The organism is Mucilaginibacter sp. P4_D1, from assembly GCF_056401935.1.
This window is the reverse complement of sequence record NZ_JBFUIJ010000042.1, coordinates 23,236-48,348: the sequence shown is the minus strand read 5'-3', so window position 1 is coordinate 48,348 and position 25,113 is coordinate 23,236. Positions and strand designations below refer to the sequence as shown.

At 42.5% G+C, this 25,113-nt stretch carries 15 protein-coding genes; 4 read left to right on the top strand and 11 right to left on the bottom strand.

Annotation, left to right across the window (positions count from 1 at the left end; translation table 11 throughout):
- The first annotated feature begins 153 nt into the window (after positions 1-153).
- Genes AC1DV1_RS25235 through AC1DV1_RS25220 form a run of 4 tightly spaced genes read left to right on the top strand, consistent with a single transcriptional unit; the run spans position 154 to position 2,830 of the window.
- The gene (locus AC1DV1_RS25235; protein WP_477365359.1) at positions 154-747 is read left to right on the top strand and encodes a hypothetical protein; all 594 of its coding nucleotides are present in this window, start codon (positions 154-156) and stop codon (positions 745-747) included.
- An 11-nt stretch (positions 748-758) separates the two neighbouring features.
- Positions 759-1,415, top strand: coding sequence for a hypothetical protein (locus AC1DV1_RS25230; protein ID WP_477365356.1), 657 nt, complete (start codon positions 759-761; stop codon positions 1,413-1,415).
- On the top strand, positions 1,382-2,170 hold the full coding sequence (locus AC1DV1_RS25225) for a sensor histidine kinase (protein ID WP_477365353.1): 789 nt from the start codon (positions 1,382-1,384) through the stop codon (positions 2,168-2,170). The genes AC1DV1_RS25230 and AC1DV1_RS25225 overlap by 34 nt, the downstream gene beginning before the upstream one ends.
- Before the next feature lie 6 nt (positions 2,171-2,176).
- On the top strand, positions 2,177-2,830 hold the full coding sequence (locus tag AC1DV1_RS25220; RefSeq protein WP_477365349.1) for a response regulator: 654 nt from the start codon (positions 2,177-2,179) through the stop codon (positions 2,828-2,830).
- A 91-nt stretch (positions 2,831-2,921) separates the two neighbouring features.
- Here the strand turns inward: AC1DV1_RS25220 and AC1DV1_RS25215 are convergent, their stop codons facing one another.
- The 11 genes from AC1DV1_RS25215 to AC1DV1_RS25165 all read right to left on the bottom strand — a co-directional run bounded on the left by AC1DV1_RS25215 (position 2,922) and on the right by AC1DV1_RS25165 (position 25,092).
- The gene (locus tag AC1DV1_RS25215; RefSeq protein WP_477365346.1) at positions 2,922-5,729 is read right to left on the bottom strand and encodes an outer membrane beta-barrel family protein; all 2,808 of its coding nucleotides are present in this window, start codon (positions 5,727-5,729) and stop codon (positions 2,922-2,924) included.
- Between the two features lie 193 nt (positions 5,730-5,922).
- A complete protein-coding gene (locus AC1DV1_RS25210; RefSeq protein WP_477365343.1) occupies positions 5,923-8,130 on the bottom strand; it encodes an alpha-galactosidase in 2,208 nt (735 codons plus the stop codon).
- Between the two features lie 47 nt (positions 8,131-8,177).
- Positions 8,178-10,208 (bottom strand): alpha-galactosidase, encoded by a 2,031-nt coding sequence (locus AC1DV1_RS25205; RefSeq protein WP_477365340.1) that lies wholly within the window; start codon positions 10,206-10,208, stop codon positions 8,178-8,180.
- A 73-nt stretch (positions 10,209-10,281) separates the two neighbouring features.
- Entirely contained in the window at positions 10,282-12,618 is a 2,337-nt protein-coding gene (locus tag AC1DV1_RS25200) for a glycoside hydrolase family 95 protein (protein ID WP_477365337.1), read from the bottom strand.
- 9 nt (positions 12,619-12,627) lie between these two features.
- Positions 12,628-13,941: an alpha-L-fucosidase gene (locus tag AC1DV1_RS25195; protein ID WP_477365334.1), complete on the bottom strand. Its 1,314-nt coding sequence runs from the start codon at positions 13,939-13,941 to the stop codon at positions 12,628-12,630.
- A 144-nt stretch (positions 13,942-14,085) separates the two neighbouring features.
- Complete coding sequence (locus AC1DV1_RS25190; RefSeq protein WP_477365331.1) at positions 14,086-16,020, bottom strand: SGNH/GDSL hydrolase family protein; 1,935 nt, start codon at positions 16,018-16,020, stop codon at positions 14,086-14,088.
- Between the two features lie 377 nt (positions 16,021-16,397).
- The gene (locus AC1DV1_RS25185; protein WP_477365328.1) at positions 16,398-18,215 is read right to left on the bottom strand and encodes a right-handed parallel beta-helix repeat-containing protein; all 1,818 of its coding nucleotides are present in this window, start codon (positions 18,213-18,215) and stop codon (positions 16,398-16,400) included.
- 34 nt (positions 18,216-18,249) lie between these two features.
- The gene (locus AC1DV1_RS25180) at positions 18,250-20,532 is read right to left on the bottom strand and encodes a glycoside hydrolase family 95 protein (RefSeq protein ID WP_477365325.1); all 2,283 of its coding nucleotides are present in this window, start codon (positions 20,530-20,532) and stop codon (positions 18,250-18,252) included.
- Between the two features lie 172 nt (positions 20,533-20,704).
- Entirely contained in the window at positions 20,705-21,916 is a 1,212-nt protein-coding gene (locus AC1DV1_RS25175; RefSeq protein WP_477365322.1) for a DUF4998 domain-containing protein, read from the bottom strand.
- A 23-nt stretch (positions 21,917-21,939) separates the two neighbouring features.
- Complete coding sequence (locus tag AC1DV1_RS25170) at positions 21,940-23,169, bottom strand: DUF4959 domain-containing protein (RefSeq protein ID WP_477365319.1); 1,230 nt, start codon at positions 23,167-23,169, stop codon at positions 21,940-21,942.
- Between the two features lie 39 nt (positions 23,170-23,208).
- A complete protein-coding gene (locus tag AC1DV1_RS25165) occupies positions 23,209-25,092 on the bottom strand; it encodes a RagB/SusD family nutrient uptake outer membrane protein (RefSeq protein WP_477365316.1) in 1,884 nt (627 codons plus the stop codon).
- Between the last annotated feature and the right edge of the window lie 21 nt (positions 25,093-25,113).

Below are 25,113 nucleotides of genomic sequence, written 5' to 3'. Positions count from 1 at the left end.
CATCACTTCACAAATGTCTATTATAGTTAAAGGACAACATAGGGTATAATCAGCTTTTTTAAAGGTGTTTTTAGGGGTAAAAAAAGGTTTGATATAGATGTTGTGTTTCTACACATAATTAAGCACTTTCGATAAACTCAAATGAACAATATCATGAACCTAAAAATCACCCTAATTACATTTGCTTTTGCCGCTATTGGCTTTAGCGCATGTCAGCAAAAGCAGGCCACTACAACGGCAGCCGATTCCAACATACAGGCTAATCTTGATACCGTAGGGTATAAATTAGCTTTAGCCTATGTAAAAAACTATGAAAAACATGCCGGCAAGGCCGACTCAATTATTAAGCTTGATCAGAAACCCGACACCGTGAAAGTGCCTAATACCCGGGCTATCTGGTTCGATATTAAACGACTGAAAGCTTTAGTTGCAAAAATAGACACCGAACATGGCGATGGCATTCGTTTTTACCTCGCAACTTATCATAATGACTATCCAGGCACTTTTGTTGACGGCCACATTCCGGATAAAATGTATTGGGGTCGTAATACATTAATAATGGTATCAACCACACCGGTAATAAAAGACGGCAAAACGCTGCACTGGGACTACTACAACGGCAAACCGGCACCAGGGCAAAACAGTGGCTCGGGTGGTTTTATAGTAGGTACCCCACCAGAAAACCGCGGCGAGCAATGCCCACCTCCAAGCACCTGCAGCAGCATAGGTGCAACATTGGTACAATAATATTTAACCGCATGATTTTTATCACAATAAATACTGTTGCCGAATTTATTTGCTTCCTGGCCGCCCTTATTTTTCTATCAAACGAAAAAATAGCGGCCTGGAAGCTATTTATAGCTTACCTGCTATTAACCTGCATTGTAGAGTTTACAGGCATTTATATGAACAGGATAGCGCATATCTTCAATCATAATTTATATAATGTGTTCTTGTTATTTGAGTGTGGCATGGTAAGCTACACTTTATATAATTTATACAAACCGTATAAAGACACGCGTAAATGGCTGATTGCCTGGTACAGTATTTTTATGATAATATTTATTGCCGAGCTATTTGCTACCCATTTTAAGAGCTTTGTCTCAAATACGGCAACGGTAATGTCGGTAGTTTTTGTATTTGCATGCCTGTATTATTACTATCTTAAATTAAAGGATGAGCAGTTTGAACAGCTTGCTTTTTCGGCGCCTTTTTGGTGGGTAAGCGGCGCCTTGTTCTTTTACTTTGGCAGTACTACCTGCAATGTTTTTTTTGATTACATGTCAAAATCAAGTACCGTAGTTTATGGGCACTCCATCAGGTACTATATTTTTAATTTACTAAATATTATATTATACGCATTTTGGTCATACGCTTTTTTATGCAGGTATCTTCACAGGAAATCGTATTCCTGATAGGCCTTACTTCCCTCATTTTTTTAATTGCTCCGCTGTTTTTAATCATTTACGTAGTATCGTACAACCGTAAAAAGAAAAAACACCAGGAGGAGAAGCTACTGCTGCAAAAGACTTTTGAGAATGAGTTGCTTAAAACGCAGATGGAAGTACAGGAACAAACCCTTAAAACCATCGCCTATGACCTGCATGACAACATTGGTCAGTTATTAAGCATCACTACCATAACCCTAAGTTCTATCGACCTTAACAATACCAATAAAGCTGCGGAAAAACTGGCTTTTATTGAAGACCTGACAAGCCGCTCCATCAAAGAAGTAAAAGCCTTATCCCGCCTGTTACATGGCGAAGAGCTGGTAAACCGCGGACTGGCCGCTGCCATTGAATTTGAGCTGGAATGGCTGCAACGATCAGAGAAGTTTAAGATCAATTTTGAAAAACAAAACTTTAGCACATTTAATGCCGATAGCGGCAAGGAAACAATCCTTTTCCGCCTGTTCCAGGAGATTATCAATAACATTATACAACATGCCAAAGCAACCGAAATATTTATAACTTTAGAGCAGATTGAAAATTCATTTCAGTTAACAATCCGCGATAACGGGAAAGGTTTTGATGTAGAAGAAACATTGAAACGTAAAAACGGGATGGGCCTGCACAACATCACCAAACGGGCGGCGATGATAAATGGTAGTGCCTCAATCAACTCGGCTCCGGGAAGCGGATCAGAAATTATTATAAATATACCCTACTAAATATTAATGAACGCTGATAAAATAGATATAGTCATTGTTGACGATCATACCCTTTTTCGCCAGGGGCTGGTAAGCCTGCTTAGCGATTCGGGCAAAATAAATGTAATTTTTGATGCTGAGAACGGCCAGGACATGATCCAGAAGCTATCCCGTAACCCTTTGCCGGAAGTGATCCTGATGGATATTACCATGCCGCTGATGGATGGCTATGAAAGCACTAAATGGATTAAAGAAAACCATCCTGAAATAAAAGTACTGGCATTAAGTATGTTTGAAGAAGATAAGCCAATTATAGGCATGCTTAAAAGTGGTGCCGGCGGTTATATGCTCAAACAATCCCGGGCATCCGATTTAATTGATGCTATCACCGGTATTGCTAAACAATCATTTTATATTAATGAATTGGTGAGTGGCAAACTATTACGCAATATTCAAAACAATCAGCCTGTAAAAACCCAACAGGTTGAAGTAAATGTTAACGAATTAAAATTCCTTGAGCTTTGCTGCAGTGACCTCACCTACAAGCAAATAGCAGACATGATGAACCTGAGCCCGCACACTATCGACAATTACCGCGAAGCGTTGTTCCAAAAGTTTGAAACCAAATCACGTACAGGGCTGGTAATTGCTGCGCTGAAGCAGGAGTTGATAAAGATATAAGGGGCCTCACCCTGCCCTCTCCCTTCTTGGTTTTAAACCTTCTTTTAAAGTCCTCTCCTTTGGAGAGGATTTAGTTGAGGCTGCTGCTCTCCTACTCAATAAAGCTCCCATCTCCTCTTCTCTTCATGCGTTGCCCGTGGCGCATTGGCGAGCCTGTCCATTTTTGGAGGTTTAGCTTGGCACTAAACATGAAATAACGGCTTTGGGCGTTGCTGAGGGTATTGGTTACCGAGTTTTCTGTTGTTACCTGGTTGATAAAATTGTTTTGTTTTAAAATATCAAACACCTGGAACGTAAGCGTAAGGTTACGGCGCTTAAAAAACTGCTGTTCAATGTAAGCGTTAATTACCAATGGATTACGCGTAAGATTTTGCGAAATCCCTTTCACAAAATTTTTGTTGGCGCTGTACCCAAAAGTAGCCGTGCGCCCGGTAAGGAAATAAAATTTGCCGTCAATGGCTAAAGACGTTGTGCTGATATTGGTATTTACCGAATGCGGCAATGTAAAATATGATTTTGCCACATCGTAGGAAACATATGGGTTAATTTCTACCGATTCACTTGGGTTTATTTGGGGGCCTAAGCGCTCATTAAAATGCCAGGTAGTGGTAAAGTTTTGCACGTTATTACTCATGGATATGCCATGCCCGTAATTAATTGTACCATTGAGCGATAAGTTATACTTACGATCGGCCAGTTGTTTTGAGATATTATAGTTACCCCCAATAGTGTAACTGCCATTTAAGTTTATATAATGTGTTTCGTTTTTTAAAGCACCAAGGGTATCAGCTATCTGCACCGTATTGGTAACAATCTGGTTTTTAATAAAGCTCACGTTAGCATTGGCCGATACATTAAACTTTGAATCAATTATGTAATTATTGTATTGCAGGTTAATAGAGTTCCTGAATGATGGCTTCAAATCGGGGTTACCCACAACCGGGTTTTGCGGATTAGACTCATCGCGCACAGGCTGAATCTGGTTAAATGATGGCTCCTGTGGGCTGCCCGAGTAGTTCACCGAAAAACGCTCCTGCTTTGACCATACATACTGAAAACGTGCTATCGGGATTAAGTTAAAATTAGTGCGATGCGTACTTACTGCCCCTCCGGTTATTTTTGTACCGTCTAAAACTGTTGGCACACCGGTAACGCCTAACGAAATATTGTATTTTTTTTGATTGATGCGGTAGTTAAATGCCAGTCGCGTCTCGGTAAACGAATATTTAAAAACATTGCTCAATGAATCAACCAGATTGCGCCTGCCCAGCGAATCTATGTTATAGGTATAGGCCTGGTTATCATAACTGCGCGAATTTACCTGCGCATTAAACTCCAGTTGCGACACATCGGTTAGGGGCTCAACATAGGTAAAACTCGTCCTGAAGTTTTTACTCAGGTTACTCCGGCTAATGTGGCGGTTAACCAGTGAATCTTTTAAAACATGATTGGTAGAATCCTGGTAGTAAATAATATTATTATCCTGTTCGTTAACAGTTTCATTATCTGAGCGKTTGTAACTTACCTGAAACGACAGGTTGCGCTTTGGCTTTTTAAATAAATGCTGATAAAACACAATGGCACCCCAACTGGGTACAGTATTATTGCTACCGGTTAAACCTAAAATATCTTGGTGAATAAGGCCGGTTTTAAAACTTTGAGATGTGTTTGTTGAATTTACACCCGAGTAACTGAAACTGGGTGTCACTTTTAGGTAGTTAGCACTATCAATATTATACTCCAGTTCCAGGTTCACATTATGAGTTTTGTTATTATTTTGCGAGTTGGAGTTCCTGATAAAATTAGTGGTACCCAATGTGCTAAACTGTTGGCCATCGCTATGGTTAATAGAATTAACATCCCTGAAATTATAATTATAGCTGGTATTTATCTGAATCTTTTTGGTTAGATAGCTGCGGTAGCTGATATTAGGGCCGCCTGTTTTGGTAGTACCGCCGCTGCCGCCGCCGGTTCCGCCCGAAACGCCATTTACGGTGTTTACAAAACTGCCTATCAACCCTATCTGTTCGTTGCCGTTTATCCGCTGAAAAAACAAACGGTTATCATAACGATCGTCACTACCTACACCCGCGCTTAACCGACCAACATTGCCTACCGATTTATCGGCCCTTGTAGTAATATTCAACACTTTTTGTGGGTCGCCATCTTTAATCCCTGTCCGGGCCGCCTGATCGCCATAATCATCAACAATCTGGATTTTATCTACAATGTCTGCAGGCAAATTTTTAATCGCTTGCGCTACATCGCCACCTATATAATCTTTACCATTCAGCCTGGCTTTTACTACTGCCTGCCCCTGGTGAGTAACCGTTCCGTCTTTGGCAACTTCTACACCCTCCATTTTCTTAATCAGCTCGTCAACAGTAGCATTCGGGCGAACTWTATAATCACTGGCGCGATACTCAACAGTATCAGTTTTGTAAGTAACACTTGGCTCACCGTTTATCACTACCTCGCCCAACATATGTTGCTGTGGTTTCAAAACAAAGGCATCCAGCTCCAGGCTGCGCGATTCGTCGTTGTTCAGCATCTTCCTTACTATCGTTTGAAATCCTACGCTGGTAACGGTGATGACAAACGTAGCCGATTTAACCTTCCCAAACTTGAACTTACCTGTTGGGCCGGTGCTGGTAACCATACTATCTGTAGCCGATACCAGCTTAATAGTTGCCCCTTCCAATTTTTTATCAGCAGTATCCTTAACTATCCCATAAACTTCCCTAAAAGGCAAAGGACCTTTTTGATCTTTCGTACCGCGTTGCCTTCCGAAGTTACCGGCGCCATTGTTCCCATTACCGTTACCACCTCCCCGGCGGTTTTGGGCATAGCCAATGGCAGCAAACGTCAATATAAATAAACAGAGTAAAGTTTTTTTCATGGTAAGGCAGATGTAGCTGGGTTAAGCCCGGAGTTAAAAAGTCTTAAGCGAGAAAGTTATTCGTTGCAAAACGATTTATAACTTAAGGCTATCGATTTAAACTTGTAAAACTGACAGGAATTAACTTGGCTAAAAATACAAGGCTGCAACGGTTTATTTTAAACTGTTGCAGCCTTGTTACATAACATCCTTGTTACCTGCTTTCTTCAAGCTGCAAAACAACACTTGTTCTGCCGTTGTTAACATCGGGGTTGATGCCTACGGTCATTAAAAAATCGCCTGTTAAAACCAGGTTATTTTCGATGGATGAGTTGGAGCCTGCATAAAGGTTAATTTCTTTAACCAGGTATTTTTTTTGCGGATCGAGACCTTTCAAACGAATAGGCACTTTTGTTCCGGCGTTGTAACGATTATTAACCAAATAATTAAATACTACCGCTTTTGACTTGCTATCATTAACATACATAATAGATGCGGCATCGTTATCCCATGGCGATTGCAGGCGATATTGATCGCCGTGCCAAATGGCATCTTTCAGGTATTCGTAATTTTTAAGCGCGTCATGCACATAGGCAAGGTCTTGCTCGCTTAATTTACTTACTACAATATCAAACCCAAGTTTACCCATCATCGCCACATCCGTGCGGAATTTTAAAGGCTGTTTACCCCAATCGGTAACGTGGTTTGAACTGGTCATAGACGGGTAAAAGTAGGAATACTCCCATTGGATAAACACCCTTTCCAGCGGTTCGGTGTTATCACTTGGCCAAAACTCGGTAAAGTATTTGAGCGCACCATAATCAACACGGCCACCGCCGCCCGAACATAGCATCAAAGGTACTTTGGGATATTTTGCTCTAACACGTTCCAATACTTTGTACAAACCGAAAACATAGTCGGTATACAGATGCGATTGGTCTTTTTTCAGATAAGCCGAGTATGCATTATAGATCACCGCGTTGCAATCCCATTTAATATAGGCCAGGGTTGGATTTTTGGTAAACAGATCATTCACTATGCCAAATACAAAATCCTGAACTTTAGGATTTGCAAGATCGAGCACCAACTGGTTGCGGAAATATTTTTCGGGGCGGTTTGGTTGTTTTATCACCCAATCCGGATGTTTGCTGTAAAGTTCACTTTTCGGGTTAACCATTTCGGGCTCTATCCAGATGCCAAATTTTACGCCATCGGCAGTTGCCTCTTTTACCAACGATCCGATACCGTTAGGCAATTTTAGCTTATTCTCCTGCCAATCGCCCAACCCTGCATGGTCGCCGTTACGTGGAAATTTATTGCCAAACCAGCCATCATCCAGTAAAAACAAATCGACGCCTAATTTTTTGGTATCTTTTAATAAACCAAACAGTTTGCTTTCGTTAAAATCAAAATAGGTCGATTCCCAGTTGTTCAATAGAGTTAGTCTATCTCCTTGCCCGTCAACAATTTTATATTTGCGAGCCCAACGTTGCAATTTGCGGCTGGCATCGCCTTTACCATGATCTGAATAGGTATATACAAACGCCGGTGTAGTAAATTCCTGGGCAGGTTTAAGATGATATTCGGCCGCGGCATTGTTAATACCGGCAATAACCCTTAAATTATTGGATACATCCAGCTCCAGGTCTATTTTAAAATTACCCGACCATTCCAGCGCACCAAGCATTACTTTGCCTTCATCGTCGGTAGCCGGTTTATCCATAGATACCATGAACATAGATGGCTCATACAAATTAGCGCGGGTGCCCAGTTTGCTGTCAATAGTTTTAATGCCGTGGGTTAATTTGGCTTCTTCTGGCTGCATCTCTAATGCCCAGTTACCGTGATACTGTTTTAGCCAAAAGCCGTTACCTTTTAAATTAAGGTTGGCCGATGCATATTTGTTCAAGGTTACTTCACCCTTTTCGTTATGTTTTATTACCGACCATTGTTCGGTAACGTCCTCTTTAAAATAGGTTTTATAATATAGTGTTACTTCAAACGGGTAAACAGGGTCTTTCAGGTTAACAGTCAGCAGGCTCACATCCTCGTCAACTTTTGTAACGGTGTGGCTTACATAAACCAGGTTGAGGGATTTATTACCATCGGTGTGTGTAACAGTTATTGCCGGCTCGGCCAGGCTTTGTGAGCCCGAAGCCATGTATGCTTCAGTTAACACACCTGAATCATCGGCCTGGCGGTACATTTTACCAATTTGTTCGTACTCTTTGGCATTACCCAACTTGCTGCCGAAATAAACCATTTTAAGCGTTTTATCGCCATCGGTTTGCAGCACCAGGGCATTATTTTGTGTTTCCACCGGAATAGTAACAGTTTGAGCGTGGCTTCCCATAGCCATCGCAACCGAACTTACAAGCGCCACGCCAAATGGCAGTACTTTGTTTATTAACTTCTTTTTCAATTTTTTATAGGTTATTTATCAGGTACAAATAAGGTTAAATTTATTGACTATTGGTTCTTGAACTCAAATTTATATAATGCGGCATCGGCAGCAGGAAGCTTTACATTCAAATCTATATCAGTACCTTTTAATATTTCGGTAACTTTATATTTTTGCGGAGGAAGGCCCAATCTTTTAAAATCCAACGCAAACTCCTTAGGCTTATCCGAGTAATTAAATACAGCCACATAATACGCGCTTCCAATTTTTTGAACAAATAGCTCAGACGCGTTTTGGCCGGTGTTACCTTCAACAGGTTTAAAAGATTTACCATGTTTTATCAMTGCTAATATTTCCGGGTTTTGATACCACTGTATAGCCCTTGCACTCCACTGCCCGTGTACCGAAAAATCGTCGCCGGTAATGAATGTACCCGTAACCACAGCCGAAAGCACCCTGGCGCGGTTGGCTCCCTCACTTTCGTTGTTTAACACCACGTGGTCGGCATCAACAAAATTGTACAAATAGGTTTGCCACCAACCGTAGCTTACGCTATTTAAAGTGTACTGGGTATTATCGATACTTTTAAAAGCATCGCAGGCAATACGGCGTGTATGCACGTAGCGGCCCGAGGCCAAACTTGGCGATATGGCAGCGTAAATAAGCATCTGATCGCCCAGTTTGCTCACCAGGTATTCCATCCCTTTACGGTAGGCCTGCATTCCTGTAGTTATAGCAGGATCATAAAAATGGGTAGACTCGGCCGTAGCGTGGCCCAGGAAATCTATTTTAATCATTTTAAAGCCGCATTCTTTCAGCTTGCCAATCACCAAATCAATATGTTTCAGCGTTGCGGGATGTGTAGGGTCAACAGCTCTTGCGCCATCAATATCGTGGTAGCCTTTGCCAACTTTTGTCCAGGTTTCGCCATAGGTATAATTGGTGCCGGCAACTTTTCTGTCGGGACCATCTTTCCAGCCCCAATCGGTAAAGGGCGCCCAGTATACTCCTGGTTGCAGGCCTTTGCTTTTACAATAATTGGCAAACTCCTTCAGCTTGCTGTAATCGCCCTCTAAGCCGCCCTTTAACATAAAATCCCAATAGGAATCCAGATCGATAAAAGCGGTGTTACCTATCCGGAAGGCTGATAAGCTGTCGGCAAAAAAATCGGCAACTTTGGTAGCTTTATCGTAGTTGAGCTTTTCCTGCATTACACCCCAGCTATTCCATCCAACGGGTGTAGGTTTTGTCCAGTTAAAAACAATCGGAGGTTCGGCAATGCGGTTAGCTTTGGCGTATTCTTCCATCCCGTTACGCCAGTCGTTATAGTAACCAATAAATATCTTTGGCGACTGCACTATATCGCCTTTAACATCGCCATGCTCAATATTATCACGGGTTACACTTTCTTCCGTGTAGCCACTCCAAACAACCATTCGGTTACCATCTGTTGGTGTAGCACTGCTACGCACCCCGGTTTTCCAAACCTCGTGCTCAACAGATCCGGCTATATAACCGTTGCGGCTGGTGTTTTCATATACCGTACCAACTTCAGCACTGGTATTGCTGAACGGTGCTTTAAACTCTTTAGCATTGTACCGGATAAACGTATCGTTATCAAAGGGTACAAAAACGCTGCGGGCGTCACCCGTAACAGCGGCAATGTTACCCGAAAACGGAATTATGGAATTACTCGAGAGTTTTTTTCCTGTTAATACAACCTGGGTCAGAAAAAATTCCCGGCCCGGATAAACGTAAAATACCTGTTCAATTTTTGGCAGGCCGCTGCCGGTAAATGTTACTACGTATTTTTCGCCTTTGCCAAAACCATCATTTATGGGTGTTGAGGCATACTTACGATATAAATTATCAGTTGTAGCTACGGCTGCATCTTTTATTTTGAAAGTGGATGTTACATTAGAAAACAAGGTTGTTTTGCCATGATAAACATTATAGATACCGGTTTTAAGATCATAAACAATGCTGTTGCCTTTACCGTATGGAATTGTTACCATAGTTGTTTGCTTGGCGGATGCAATACTGAACAGGGTTTGTATGACTAACGAAAAGGTAAAAATTATTTTGAAGCTTATTTTCATTGACTAGTATTTTTAATAATAAAGGTCATTGCTTCGTACCTCGCAATGACGGTAGTTTAGCACATTGATTTAATTACACCTTTTGCGCCATCACCTCTTTTATTACCCCGTTAACTTTTATTTTCACTTTACGCGGTGTGGTTGAAGTAACGCGGTAGCTAATAACTTTACCGTCTTTCCATTTAAAATCGACGGTGAAATTACCCCGGGCGCGTAATCCTTTCACATCGCCGGATGCTTTCCAGCTATCAGGAATAGCCGGTATCAGGTTGATGTAGCCTTCATGGCTCTGGATCAGCATTTCGGCAATACCTGCAGTGGTGCCAAAGTTTCCATCAATTTGAAACGGCGGGCCGGCCGATAACAGGTTTGGATAAATACCACCCCCGGCACCATAGTTAATGCCTGTGCTTGTAGTCGGTTTCATGATCTCGGTAAATAGTTTGTAGGCCCGGTTACCATCGTGCAGCCTTGCCCAGAATAAGAGTTTGTAGGCAATAGACCAGCTTGGCCCATCGTCACCACGTACATCCAGGGTTTTCTTAGCTGCGGCTGCCAGGTCGGGCGTGCCATCTGCTGTAATTTCGGATGCGGGATAGATGCCATACAGATGCGAAATATGCCTGTGCTGTGGCTCGGTTTCCTTATAATCTTCAAGCCATTCCTGTATGCGGCCGTCTTTACTGATAATACCTGCGGGCGGAATTTCTGTTAACCGTTTTTTCAATTGGGCACGGAAAGCGGCATCAATACCTAAAGTTTCAGAAGCGGTAATTACATTGGCAAACAACTCGCGAATTATCTGGTTATCGATAGTGGCACCAATGCAAATACTGGCGTGGTTGCCGCTGCCATCGGGCATCATAAAGCTATTTTCGGGCGATGACGACGGCGCGGTTACCATATAACCACTTTTAGGGTCTTTTACCAATATGCTGTTGTAAAACTGTGCCGATCCTTTCAAAATGGGATAGATGCTTTTCAGGTAGTTTTTGTCATTTGTAAAAGCATAATGATCCCAGATATTGCTGCATAACCAACCCGAACCAGCTTTGGTTACTCCCCATGAAGCACTTTCGCCGGGCTCAGTCCATCCCCAAACATTGGTGATTACGTGGGCAACCCAGCCATCGGCATTGTAATAGGCTTTGGCTGTACGCTCACCATTTTTTACCAGACCGCGCACCAGTTCAACCAATGGCAGGTTTAGCTCAGACAAGTTAGAAACCTCAACGGGGAAGTGATTCATTTGAACGTTTACGTCCAGGTGGTAATCGCCGTTCCATGGGGTATGTACTTCGTTGGCCCAAAGCCCTTGCAGGTTGGGTGGCAACAAGCCTACCCTTGTGCTGCAAATACTTAAATAGCGACCAAACTGATAAAACAATACCGGCAAGCCTTTATCATCGGCGGGCGCTTTATGAAAGCTGATGAGCCGCTGATCGGTAGTCTCTGTCGAGTTATCTTCACCTAATTTGATGCTTACCCGGTTAAACAGTTTCTGAAATTTCCTGGTATGCTCCTGCTTTTCTAAAACGTACGGCTTTAGCATAGCATCAGCTAAATTCTTAGCCATTTTGGCCTTAAAACCGGGACTCTTAAAGTCGGTAGTTGCCGAAACGTAGATAATAACTTCGGTGGCGTTTTTTATAACCAGGCTGTTGTTAATAGCAGTTATCGTACCACCGGTTAGCCTGGCTTTAACATTGGCTATATATTGCATGCCGTTACCATCGGTACCGTTATCTAACCGACCTTCCATTTGCAGGGTATTACCAACTGTGGTGGTTTTCGAGCGCTCGGGGCGGCTAATGCCAATACTAAAATTCAGTTGACCGGGCTTATCGGCAATAAGTTTGATAACATCAACATCATTGCCAAAACTGGTAAAATACTCCCGTTTATAGGTAACGCCGTTAATAGTATAGATACTTTTCGCTAAAGCATTATCCAGCGATAATTCCCGCTGATAGTTGGTAAATTTTGAAGCGTCGGCGCCATTGTAGTCAAACTTCAGGTTTAAATCGCCCAGGGTTTGAAAACAGCCCCATTGTTTGCCCCCAGATCCGGGGCCTTTGCACACAAAATCTTTATCAATGAGGGCCTGTGCCTCCACGTTTTTACCAGCCAGCAACAATGCCTTTATTTCGGGCAGTTTTTTATAGGCTTCATAATTATTGGCATCCTGTACCGATCCCGACCAAAGCGTAATGTCATTAAGTACAATTTTTTCGTCGCTCACTCCCCCATCAGGCATCATGCCTAAACGGCCGTTACCCAAAGCAAGTGTTTCTTCCCAGCGCGATGCGGGCTTATCATAATGTAAAGTAAGCTCCTTTTTTTGGGCGATTGAAACCGTCGACAGTAACAAAAGAGCTGCTGCAACGGGTATGTTTTTTTTAAAATTCATCAGTACAGATTATGATTTTATTACAGAGATATCCATGGCGTTCACATCAAGCTCCAGCACAATTACCGAACAGTTTTCATCAGGTAAAGTGGCCGGCAACTCTATCTTATAGCCTTTACTATCCGATCGGATTGCTACCGCGCTGCCATTCAAAAAATACGATTTTAGGATTTTAGCATTGGGCAGCAATGGAATATTCAATGTGCTGTCCTTTTTTTGAAAAACGTTGATGTAAATCTTATTGCCCATGCGCGTTGCACCATATTCGGCAGTTGGTACGTAGGGGCCGCCCTTTGTGCCATAAATTGCTTCACCATTTTGCCGTAACCAGGCTCCCATTTCTTTTAAGCGGGCTACTTGCCGGGCTTCCATGTGGCCATCCATCGCCGGGCCAACGTTAAATAGCAAGTTACCATTACCCGATGCCGATGTTACCAAAGTTTGGATGCATTGCTTTAATGATTTCATCCCATCGTTTGGTTTCCAGGCCCATTGGTTGCAAATGGTAATGCAACTTTCCCACGGCTCATCCATATTAAGTTTGCCTATGGTTTGTTCCGGTGTTAAAAAATCGCCAACCGCATCACCGCCCAATTTTTCGCTTATTTTGCCCAGGCGATTATTGGTAATTACGTTAACATCAACGCTTTTGATATAGTTGTAAATTTCCTGGCCATCGGCAGTTGTCCACGGTGTTTCCCAATAGCCATCAAACCAAAGCATAAAGGGGTGATATTTGGTTATCACTTCTTTAAGCTCGTTTTTCATACGGGTTTTAAAGGCAGTCATATCGCCTTTGCGGGCATTTATTTCGGGATGGTGCGGGTTATCTATAGGGTAGTCCTTATCGTGCCAGTCTAAAACGGTGCAATAAATACAAAAAGTGAGGCCTTGTTTTTTACAGGCTTTTTCCAGTTCGCCAACAATATCTCTTTTAAATGGCGATTTTGAGATATTATAATCCGAGAAGGCACTTGGCCATAACAGGAACCCATCGTGATGCTTGGCTGTAATAACCAGGTATTTCATACCGGCATCTTTTGCAGCTTTCACCCATTCATCAGCATTAAATAATTTAGGGTTAAACTCATGATACAAATTATCGTAATCCTCTTCGGACACCTGGTCGTTACGGCTCCAGCCAATTTCGGTACCGCGTTGGGTTACCGGGCCAAAATGAATAAACATGCCAAAACGCTTAGCCATAAATTGATCCATAACCGCTTTCGGAGTTTTAACCGGAATTGGACTTGCTGCCTGCTGTGCAATAGCTAAACAGGTACTTAATAAAAGGACTCCCAATAGTCCTGCTTTTCTTTTCATAGTATAGTTTAATTAATCAGGTTTCTTTTAGTTAGATTCAGTTGGTTTGGCTAATGAAATTTCATTGAACAGCTTTTTATAATTATTCACTCGTTCAATCTGGTCAACTACTCACTTATTCAACCTAATCAACCACTCACTCATTTATTTATTTACAAAAAAGTTAACAATGCGGCATGCATGGCCTTTACTCAAATTGTTCTTTTTGTCGCTTATTTTAATTTTTAAAGTGTGGCTGCCACCATTCAGGTTGTCGCCCAGCATGTGGTAAACGCCCAGGTGAATCCAGCTATAAAACTCAGTCAACAAGTCCAAGTCTTTATAAGCACCACCATCAATTGAGTAGGATATAATGCCCGCGTCGGGCCCGGCCACTACTGCAATACCAACAGCTGTGCCTTTAAATGGCAGGGTTAATTCGCTACCCGGTTCTGTAGCCTGTAGCATGGGCACATCAACAAACCCCGGACGGGTTGACAAGCCATCCCCTGGGTTCCATTTAGCATCTATAGCCCAGCCTCTGTCCAGCCTGGCGTTAGTTATGCTATAATAGCTGCCATTATTATAGCTGGCGTTATCAATAGGTTTAAGTAAAACAGCTTTAACAGGTTGCTTGTAATTTGCAGCAACGCTGGCCTGCAACAATGCTTTAATTGTTTCAAAGTAAAGCTCCTGCCCATGGTACCAGGGGTGGATATCTTTAAAATCATCGGCCCACGTTAGCTCCTTGTTTTTTATTTTATCGTTAACCTCCAGTGCAAGGTTTACATAGGGTAAATTGTAGTGGGTGGCTACTAACTGATGGTTCAGCAGTTCGGGCGATATTTTGCCTTTGGCGTAGTTTTCTATTTTTTGAGGATCAACAAAAGCCATCATAATAACATTCATCATCGGGTTGTTCATTTTTGCATGCCTTACAATGCCTTCTAAAGCCCGAACCTGCGTAGTACTATCGGTGCCCCTGTCGTTCACTGCGGCTTCTACAAACAGCAAGTCGGTTTTACCTGAGTCAAGAATATCCCTTTGCAACCTGAATGCGTGCGGTAAACTGCCTAATGATGGTATGCCGGCAGCTATAAAATGAAAATCCGTTTCGGGATAAGTTTCCCGGAGATATTTGCAAACCTTATCGCGCCAGCCGGGATTAAAAGTGATCGATCCGCCTAAAAAGGAAACGGTAGCTTTTTTATTTACTGTAGCAGCGTAGTAAAAATTATTTAAGCCGCCCGCGGTTTTGATATAATCTGTATACGCCAGTATTTTTTGTACAGGATATGAGTTATTGTAAATAAATTCGGCATAATAACCCGGGCGATCTACCGTAAAATGATGTCCTTGTAACTCCATGGGCCCCTGCGTAACAGGATGGATGCTAATGGGACCACCTAAAGCAATATAGCGTTTGGCCAGCACATCACTATTCTCGGCAGGCGGGGCAAGCTTATCGTCGAGCCCTATTGTATGTAAAATGGGTACCCGGAATGATGCCAGGCCTTCCAGGTTATCAATTGGGTTATCGTTATAGGCAATAGCCTGTTCTTCGGTAAAATGATAAACCTGTTTCAACTCGTTCCAAGCGGCGGCATCTCCAGGACCCTTCAACTTTCCGCCCGGCCAGCTTTTTATATCACAAACCGGTGTTTCTGCATAAATACAGTTTACCTTATCGGGATTACGTTTGGCCCAGGCATAAGCATAAAGGCCTCCCCTGCTTACCGCTTCGAGGGCCACCTTTGGTGCAAGGCCAAGTTGCGTGGTTAAATAGGTATAAAACACGTCGTAAGAACTCATTGCTGATGGGGCACCATACTGGTTATCTACATTGATAAAGGCTATATAAAACCCTTTTGCAAGCAAAACACTGTCAATTTCGGTATGCCAGTCGGGGAAAGATGTGCGCCAAACCCAGGGATTGCCAGGCAGCGGGTGCGCTGGTTTAACGTAGTAAGCATCACGGTCGGCTATTTTTAATTGTATTTTCTGAAAGCCTTTCCATAAGCTGGCATTGCTTTGCGCATGGACACCAGTAAAAGCAGTTAGTAACAATAATAAGATAACAGCGTGTTTAAATTTCGACATTGGCTTTAACATTTCAATTTCGGGCAAAGGTGTTTGTGAGCCTTGCTATTTTAGTGAATAAAGTATTTTTAAATAGGCCGTATTACGGCAATGTACGTGTATTAAAAAAATGCAGCATCTACCCGATCTTGTTATTATTGGTTAGGGTAAATGTATCAGCTAATTATTTTTTAAAAAATGGATAAACCTTTTAAAACGATGGACAATCCACTGAAATCATGGAGTTAGATATACGTATTACTCCAAAATCTTCCAACAGTGCTTTATCAATAGGCACGCCATAAAAAACAACTACAAATGACTAAACCTAAAGGCATTTGTATCAATTTTGTTATCCAGACATGGAGAAAACACCTATATGTTTCTACAGTTCTTTGTCAGTTATAAATTTTATTATGCAATACAAACGTATTTGTGCAATCCTGAAATTTTACCAGGCCGGCTTCGGTAACAGGAGCACCGTTAACTTTGAAGCTGTTGTTTACTACCCTGATATTAGCCGCGCTTTTTGCATAAACCGCATCGCCTGACAGTAAAATAAATTCATTACCCGTCACCAAAATATTGTTGTGGATTTTTGTTGTGTTATTTTGGGTATTTTCGGGCGAAACCAACACGACGGGCCCGCCGCATAAATTAAATTTATTGTTCCTGATAACCAAATTTTTAACCATCCCCGATTCGTACCAACTTGCCGCATCGTCGGCTACGGCTATGGCGCTATTGTTGGTACGTTGAAAAACGTTATTTTCAATTACCACCTTGCCACGCGTGGTAACCAAAACGCCCCTTGTGGGGATGCGTTCGATGGTATTATTACCTATATATACACTGGGCGTCCAGGTAATATTTTCTACTACATCATTTGGCGTTATAGTATCGGTCAGGGGCATTTTAAGGGTTAATAATATATCTTTATCATTTACCCTTACAACCTTTGATACAATGCTTACCCCATACTGCAAAAGGCTATTTGAATGTACTAAAGCGACACTATCCCCCTTAACAAAAGCTTCGAAACCAAAAGTTTGGTTGTGCATAAACCGGACAAGGAGCTGATTAGGTTGAGGTTGCTGGATTATGCGCAAATAGGTGCCGTGTACGTTAACAGCATCGTCATTGGCCCCCGATAACCAGGAATTAATAACCGATATTTTACCCCCGCAGCCCGAAAAATGCAAGATATCGGCCCAGGCGGCACAGGTACGCCCGGAGTTTGCAGCCGGTTTCACAAAAACAGAATCGATGCCAATATTCCGGCAAAACTGGCTTACCACCCCCATACCATGCATAAAATTGATGTGAATGTTTTTTAGTGACAGGCTGTTGCTTCGCACCAAAAAAATCCCCGTACAATCCCTTGTAATATCCCGGTTTTGATAAATAAGTCCGGTTTTAAATCCGGGATTGCTTTTAAAATAAACCCGTACGCTATTCAGGCCTGTTGCCGCATACCTCAACCCATCCATATTAATATCGACGCGTTGCAGATGGCCTGTTGCAGGGTCGAGCACCTGCCACAAGGATATTGGATTATACCTCCAGCCTTCCCCTTCCCAGGTAAGCAGGCTATCTTTAATGCTATATTTTGAATCGGGATGAATCTTCAAATCGACGAAATTATCAGCTATTTTCATCACCTCCAACTCTGATACTGTTGGCCGGTAATAATCATATGTAGCGCCATGTATTTTGATATCATGGCTATAATCGATACAGGTTTCAATCATCTTGCCGCGCATCAGCATTTTGGCACCCAACGCCTCGATATCTACATAACTTGAACTATCAATATAAATAGCAATAGCTTTGGGCGTATAAGCATCGTCATTGGTGTTTGATATAAAAAATTGCTTTTTAAAGCTTGCTTCCGGATAAAAATTATAGGTACCTTTTTCAAATACCACCTTAACGTGTTTTTTATTGCTGCCACGCGCTACCAGGAACAGCGATTCCCTGAAATCTGCAGGACCTGTAATCACTATCTTGTCTCCTGCCGAAAAGATTCGCCGGTTAATCTGGTTAAAAGTTTTCCAGGGATGTTTTTTATCAACTCCTGAGTTATCATCATTTCCTTTTTCAGCATCGATATAATACATGGTACAACCCGGCGATACTTTACGACTACTGATATCGGGATATTTGACTACTGCATACGATGGTAGGCCGATATGAATAGCTACAAATGCTAACAAAATAGTAAAATACCGAAAACCGAACCGCTTGCTATTAATTACCCGCATTGAAAATATAGGTTTTACCGGCAACTGAATTAAACTGGTATTTAAAGTCGTTGTTTACTATAGTTCCGGGGATCTTTGTCCCTTCGGCTATTAATTTATTTGGCGACCGTAGGTTACACACTCCGCCAGCTAACGATTTAACAACAATCCGGGTAATTTTACCACCTTTCCATACCATATCTGTTATCTCGAAATCGCCGCGGGTTTTAAGGCCTTGCACACTGCCGTTTAACCATGCTTTTGGTAATGCGGGTAAAAGCTGAATTTCATCGGTTTGGCTTTGGAGCAGCATTTCGGTAACGCCAGCTGTATAGCCAAAATTTCCATCTATCTGGAACGGCGGATGCGCGCATAGCAAATTGGAATAAACGCCGCCGCCGTTATTATAATCAACACCCGATCCCCCAGCCAGGGTAATAAAATTATTCAGAATTTTGTAAGCATGATCGCCATCCTGCAGGCGTGCCCAAAAATTCATTTTCCAGGCCATTGACCATCCGGTTGACACATCGCCACGTGCCAATAAACTTACTTTGGCCGCCTGCGCCAGTTGGGGTGTTTTTATAGTGCTTATTCGTTTTCCCGGGTGCAGGCCAAACAAATTTGATGAGTGACGGTGTGTATCTTTCGGGTCATCACGATCAGTTTCCCATTCCTGTAGCTGCCCCCACTTGCCAATTTTAGGTTTCAACAAATGCTCGCGCATATCGGCAACATGATCGCGATAAGTTTTATCTGCACCTAAAACATCCGCCGCCGATATATAATTTGTAAATAGGTCATATACAATCTCCTGGTCATAAGTTACCCCATCTTCGGTTGGCCCATGCTCGGGCGACCAGCCCAGTGGCGAAACCAGGGTGCCATCCGGGCGGCGTTTTAAATGATCATCCCAAAACTCCACAATCTCTTTCAGTATCGGGTACGCAAAAGTTTGCAAATAGCTTTTATCTTTAGTAAACGCATAATGTTCCCAAATACCCTGGGCATACCATGCGCTGCCGGGCGTGTTCCACAAAAAGCTGCCGCCACCGTACACACCATTTTCGGTTTTAACTGTCCAGCCGCGTACACCAGGATATTCTTTTTGCGTGCTTACCTTTTTTACCTCACGCATACTGTTGATATAATCAAGATACGGTATATGACATTCCGAAAGATTAGTAGGTTCGGCCAGCCAATAATTCATCTGGATGTTGATATTAGAATGATAATCACTTCGCCATGGCGGATTATTGCTCTCGTTCCAAAGCCCCTGCAGATTTGCAGGCAAGCCACCTTTGCGCGAAGAATTGATTAATAAATATCGTCCGTATTGATAAAGCAACGCTTCCAGTTGCGGGTCGGCCTGTTTTTTATAACCAATCAAACGTTTATAGGTTGGCTCGGCGGCATCCGATGGTGGTGTTGTACCCAAGTTTATTGCAACCCGGCCGAAAAGTGCCGAATAATCAGCTATATGATTGTCCAATAATTGCTGGTAAGTTTTGGCCGATGCCGCATCCAGGCTTTGCTTCACCCTTACACCTGGTGCTTCGCCACGCCAGTGTTGCTCGCGCTTGTTGCTGTAGTTAGTAGCAGCCGAGAGCAAGATTGTAAAACTATCCGCATTGCTGATACTCAGTTGCGAACCGCCTTTTTCGTCATCCAAAACCACAGCAGTTCCACCGATTAGCTTTATATCAATACTCGCGCTATAGGCTAAACCATTATCAAGTTTACCTTCAAACTCCAATGTATTGCCACTGCCGGTTGTTTTTGCCCCATGTGCATCTTTGAGGCTGATGATAGCCGAATAAGCCCCCTTTTTATCGGCAGTATAATGCAACACCATCACTTTATCCGGGAAACTGCAAAAATACTCGCGTTTAAACGCTACGCCATTATCAGTATAAGTAACCTGCTGTACCGCTTTGCTGATATCCAATTGCCTGCGATAATTGGCAGGTATAGCCTGTGCAGTGTCTTTATTTTTAAAATTGATGACCATATCGCCAAAAGCCTGGTAGGCACCGGTTTCGTTTTCATCCCCTGTCCATAGGCTAATCTCATTAAACTGGATATGCTCTTGCGCGGGGCCACCAAAAACCATCCCGCCGAAGCGGCCATTTCCCATAGGATAGGCTTCTGTCATCCAGTTTTTCGCAGGTTTGTCGTCCCATATTGCCAGCGGGCTTACGCCATGGCCTGTTTGGTTTTGTGCATTTGCAGCTTTTAAGAATACACTGCCAATGGTTATTACAGCAATATAAATTATCTTTTTGGTCATGTTTGGTTTAAAGTAGGATGAGCTAAATATCCATATAAAACATCGATATTAGCAAATGATTGCGTTTTTAGAACATTAACAGTATTGTTACCAGCAGTAAAAATTTGTCAAAAAAGAACCTCCCGAACAGATGTGGCCGGGAGGTTCTTCTTTTATTATATTAAACAAACAATTATTGTTTATTCCAAAAGGTTATTTCGCTCATGTTGCTATAACCAGATCCTGTTACGGTATGCAACACTCTTATGCGTATATACCTGACAGGAGGAGGATTACTTAACAAATCGACTTTCAAAGCCGCCTGCCCGTCATCTGTCCTGGTAACCGATTTAAGTAATATCCATCCTTTGGCAATAGCTTCTGCTTTCCAGCCACTGTTATCGGCCCTTAAAGTTGTGGTAGCTCCGGTTAAACTATTTATCCCCCAAACTTCAAACTGATCTGGGTTGTTACAACAGTTCCTTCCAACTTCTTCCATCTGCCCCAAATTGCTGTATGACTGACCCATATCAAACGTAAGCACATGTGGAATATATGAGCCATCGCTGTGGAAAATATTAGGATAGCCTTGCGGACCGTCGCTGTTATCCCACAGTTTACTGATCGTAGTTTCGCCAGAATAAGTACTAACATCCTGTGGCAGGTGAACTTCCGAAAATTTAGATTTATCGCATTTTACATAAATATAGATTGTAGGAAATGTATCAAATTGCGCAACGGCAAATGTGTCGATTGATGTACGCTCCGGTATGTAGTACGATTTGTACGTAATGGGCGTACCTGCTTTGTAAGTGGGCAGCGTTATTGAATTTACATTTGGAGCAAGCGAAAGCTGCGATGCCACACCGGCCGCGTTGGTGTAATTAATAACAGTTTTAATGTTAATGGTATCGGGAGTAATAAAGTTTAATTTCACCGATCCATCGCCGTTAACAACGTAGGGAGTGGTTGCATCATAGCCTCGGTTTAATAAGTTAGACGCGTACACCGGTCCGTAAGCTTTAGCATTATTTAATTCATATGGAATGGATTTATTTCCTTTTGCATCATAAGAGTAGATGGTAAACGAATAAGTGTACTCTTGCAGGTTTTTAATCACGGTTCTTATTGTATCTACCTTAGTGGTAACATTAACAACCTGCGAATCGGCACCGTTGTTGTAGTATACAATATACTTTACAATGCTCGGGTCAGAACTTGCTTTCCACTTCAGGCCTATCTCTAAGTTACCGGGCTGTATAATTGCCTGTGCTACTGCACCTGTGTATGTTAGTTCATGACCATCGTAGAATTTTTTATAATCGGTTGCAAGGCCATCTTTCTTACAACCGTACCATGCTGCTGCTACAAAACAGGCAAGCAGTATATATATCAGTTTTTTCATGTTTATATTTTTATAAAAATTAACTACTCTGGTTTACCGTATAGCGAAATTTCCATTGCATGCGCAAAGTTACCGCCAGACCATGTTAGGGCAACAGCAAGCCGGATAAAGTGAACCGGCGGCGCAGCCAACGATATGTTAAAGTTTACACCAGCCTTTACAAAAGCATTGTCGGCCGAGTTAACGGCTGTAGGCGGTAAGCCAGAAGGTGGATCCGGATAATGATAGTTGCCAAGATTTGTCCAATCGCCTATAACAGTACCAACTGCGGCTGATACCGGCAACTGCGAATCTTTTGGCGAGGAAACGTTGGAGCCCCACAAAGAGAAAATTCTTGGATTACCATGACCATAAGCATATTGATCTGGCCGTTCCCATAAAATAAACCGGCTTAGTTTGTAGCTTAAACCAACATTAAATGTACAAACAAAGGGAGGATTATGCCCCGGGTTGGTGTGCCAGCCTGAGCTGTTTCCATCCGTTTTGCCATCCCATAAATTGGGGAGCACCCAACCATATCCTATTTCGGTGTCTGAAGTTAAATTGTACGGGCTGAATTTGCTTTTGTCCAGCAATTGCTCAAACAATGGCGAAATAGGTTTTTTAATGGTATCTGATATATTGCCGAATTTGTCGGTTATATAAACGCCAAAATCTCTGTTATCAGTATTAAAACCACGTACCGAGTAATCAATGGTATCGGATTTTGTATAATGCTGATCCTGGATCTCCATGGCGTTAGTTGATTTATCAAAGGCAGTGACGATAACACCAATTTCCTTCTTCAGCGGGTTTAGCGCTTTAACGTTAACACCGCCAAAATCGGCGTCGATACTTGTTGTAGCTTTAATGGAGATATAGGGTGGCGTTTGCGGGTGCACTGTAACCTTAACCGGGTCTGATTGTACATTTGCCCTGCTCACTGTATATAATGTAACATCATAATCAGCCTCTTTAGCAAAACCTTCAACATTCACGGTATCAGTATAGTAACTTGATTTTGTATCTCGTGATACGCCATTCCTTATCTGGTATTTAGCCTGTACATAAAGTATATTATCGGAGTTTGGCAGCGTATAAGTAATATAGGCTCCTCCCGGGTAGTTATCAACCTTCACATTTGTAATTATACCTGGCTTTGATTTATCTGTTGATATTGGCTCCCTGTCCCCGTCATTCCTTTTACACGATGTTATGCCGGCAACCATCAGGCCTACAAAAAGCAGGACTAAATAATTTTTAATATTTTCCATTTTTTTCATATTTAATGATATGATTATTAGACACTTAACTTACCAGTTTAAATTCTGAACCAGGTTATTATTAACAACCAGATCATCATTCAGTATAGGCCACAAATAATTCCTGACATTAAATATTGGAATAACCATGGTGGCGGGGCGGTAATAATTTGTTGCCGATGATTCGTAAATATTCCAACCTTGCAAAGGTTTGCTTAGGGCCAACGGCAATTCTTTCCAGCGGCGAAGATCCCAGCCCGGTGTACATTCAAACGCAAGTTCGATGCGCGATTCCTGGTGAATGATCTGGCGAAGACCAGCCTGTGTGGTATATTTTGAAGGATCTTTTGAGTAGGTTGTCCATGATTCGGTAACACCTTTTAATCCGGCCCTTGCCCTAACTTTGTCAAGCCATGGCAACACTTCTGCGGTGGTTTTTCCCTGCTCGTTCAACGCCTCGGCATAAAGCAAATACATGCCTGCCAACCTTATTACCGGCAGGCGATAATCAGCAATGGTATAACCATCGTCATATACAGTTAAATAGTTCACCAGTTTTTTAGGCCAGTAGCCGGTAATATTTAACCTTACCCTATCTGTTGGCCCTGCCAATGCACCACTGCCTCGTGCTTGAACGTAGTATTGCGAATTTTGACTCAATTGGCCGTTACCAAACCACGTACCGCCGTCAAAAGCAATGTCGGCATAAAACCTTGGTTCGCGGTCAAAGTGGGCTTTAACTGTAGTATAGCCATTTCCTATATAAAACCTGTTGGCATCATCACCTGTGCGGGTGTCATAACGGTTCAGGTAGTCCCAGGTTTTATCCTCATTAATGGGTACGCCATTGTGGGTATAAAACAGCTCTTGTTCCTGTATTGGCACAGCGAAAGTACCCTGAAACGACGGGTTAGCCGCGGCTTTTGAGGTAAGTCTTGGCATACAATAGCTCTGATCTGGAAATACAGGATTTAAAGCCCATATTGTCTCGGTATTAAGCTCCCATTTTTCGGTAATTGTTGTTTGCAGGTCTAAAACTGTTTTTAATGAGTCGTTAATGCCGTTAACACTTGCTGTAGCTGTAAACTTGTGTAATGCAGCGCCATTTGCTTCGGCATTGGTAATTGCAGCCAAACAAGCGGCAGCTGCCTTATCCCACTTGGTAACATCATAAGCCGCAGGGAAAAGTGCCTTACCATCTTTATTTTTTATACTGATATAATCCGGATTACCGTTAAAAAGCGGGCTTGCGGCTGTGGCCAATATTTGTGCTTTAACTGCCAGTGCAATAGGCTGCGTAATTCGGCCAAGTTCCTTTGTGGGGTTAAGTATTACAGGCGGCAAATCTACAGCAGCCTGGTCGAGCAGCCTTACCATATAATTTACTACCGAATCAACCGGCGCCCTTTTAACCCTCACTTCGTCGGTTGAGCTGTTAATAGGCAGGTTTACATCAACAATCGGAATGGGGCCATATAGCCTGAAAAGCACAAAATGATAATAGGCTTTCAAAAACTTAACCTCGGCTATCCATCTTTTCTTTTCATCAGCACCAAGGTCAATTGGCTTGTCTATATTCTCCAGCATGGTATTGCACCTTCTGATAGCTTTCCAGGTTGCCTGGCCGCCGTTGTAACCATCCCAATAGTTAAGTCCGGGATTGCCCGCATTTTGCGTACCCCTGATCAGGTTAAATCCGGTTGGATCAATTCCCTGGAAATCTGTCAGGTTGTTTGGGAATATGATCTCGCCCGAGGTGGTAAAACCAGGGTTGTTTTGCACATAAGTTAATTGCTGAATAGTAGCATAGCAGGTAAACAGGTAGTTTTCTGCTTCATTCCGGTTCCTGAACGCATAATCTATGGTACCAACATTATCAGGCGTAACATCCAGGTACTTTTTACATGACACGCAAGAGATTGCGAAAACTGCCATGACCAAATATTTATAATATGA

Coding starts and splice junctions, on each gene's coding strand:
- AC1DV1_RS25235 (WP_477365359.1), top strand. CDS start 154: ATGAACCTAAAAATCACCCTAATTACATTTGCTTTTGCCGCTATTGGC.
- AC1DV1_RS25230 (WP_477365356.1), top strand. CDS start 759: ATGATTTTTATCACAATAAATACTGTTGCCGAATTTATTTGCTTCCTG.
- AC1DV1_RS25225 (WP_477365353.1), top strand. CDS start 1,382: ATGCAGGTATCTTCACAGGAAATCGTATTCCTGATAGGCCTTACTTCC.
- AC1DV1_RS25220 (WP_477365349.1), top strand. CDS start 2,177: ATGAACGCTGATAAAATAGATATAGTCATTGTTGACGATCATACCCTT.
- AC1DV1_RS25200 (WP_477365337.1), bottom strand. CDS start 12,618: ATGAATTTTAAAAAAAACATACCCGTTGCAGCAGCTCTTTTGTTACTG.
- AC1DV1_RS25195 (WP_477365334.1), bottom strand. CDS start 13,941: ATGAAAAGAAAAGCAGGACTATTGGGAGTCCTTTTATTAAGTACCTGT.
- AC1DV1_RS25190 (WP_477365331.1), bottom strand. CDS start 16,020: ATGTCGAAATTTAAACACGCTGTTATCTTATTATTGTTACTAACTGCT.
- AC1DV1_RS25180 (WP_477365325.1), bottom strand. CDS start 20,532: ATGACCAAAAAGATAATTTATATTGCTGTAATAACCATTGGCAGTGTA.
- AC1DV1_RS25175 (WP_477365322.1), bottom strand. CDS start 21,916: ATGAAAAAACTGATATATATACTGCTTGCCTGTTTTGTAGCAGCAGCA.
- AC1DV1_RS25170 (WP_477365319.1), bottom strand. CDS start 23,169: ATGGAAAATATTAAAAATTATTTAGTCCTGCTTTTTGTAGGCCTGATG.
- AC1DV1_RS25165 (WP_477365316.1), bottom strand. CDS start 25,092: ATGGCAGTTTTCGCAATCTCTTGCGTGTCATGTAAAAAGTACCTGGAT.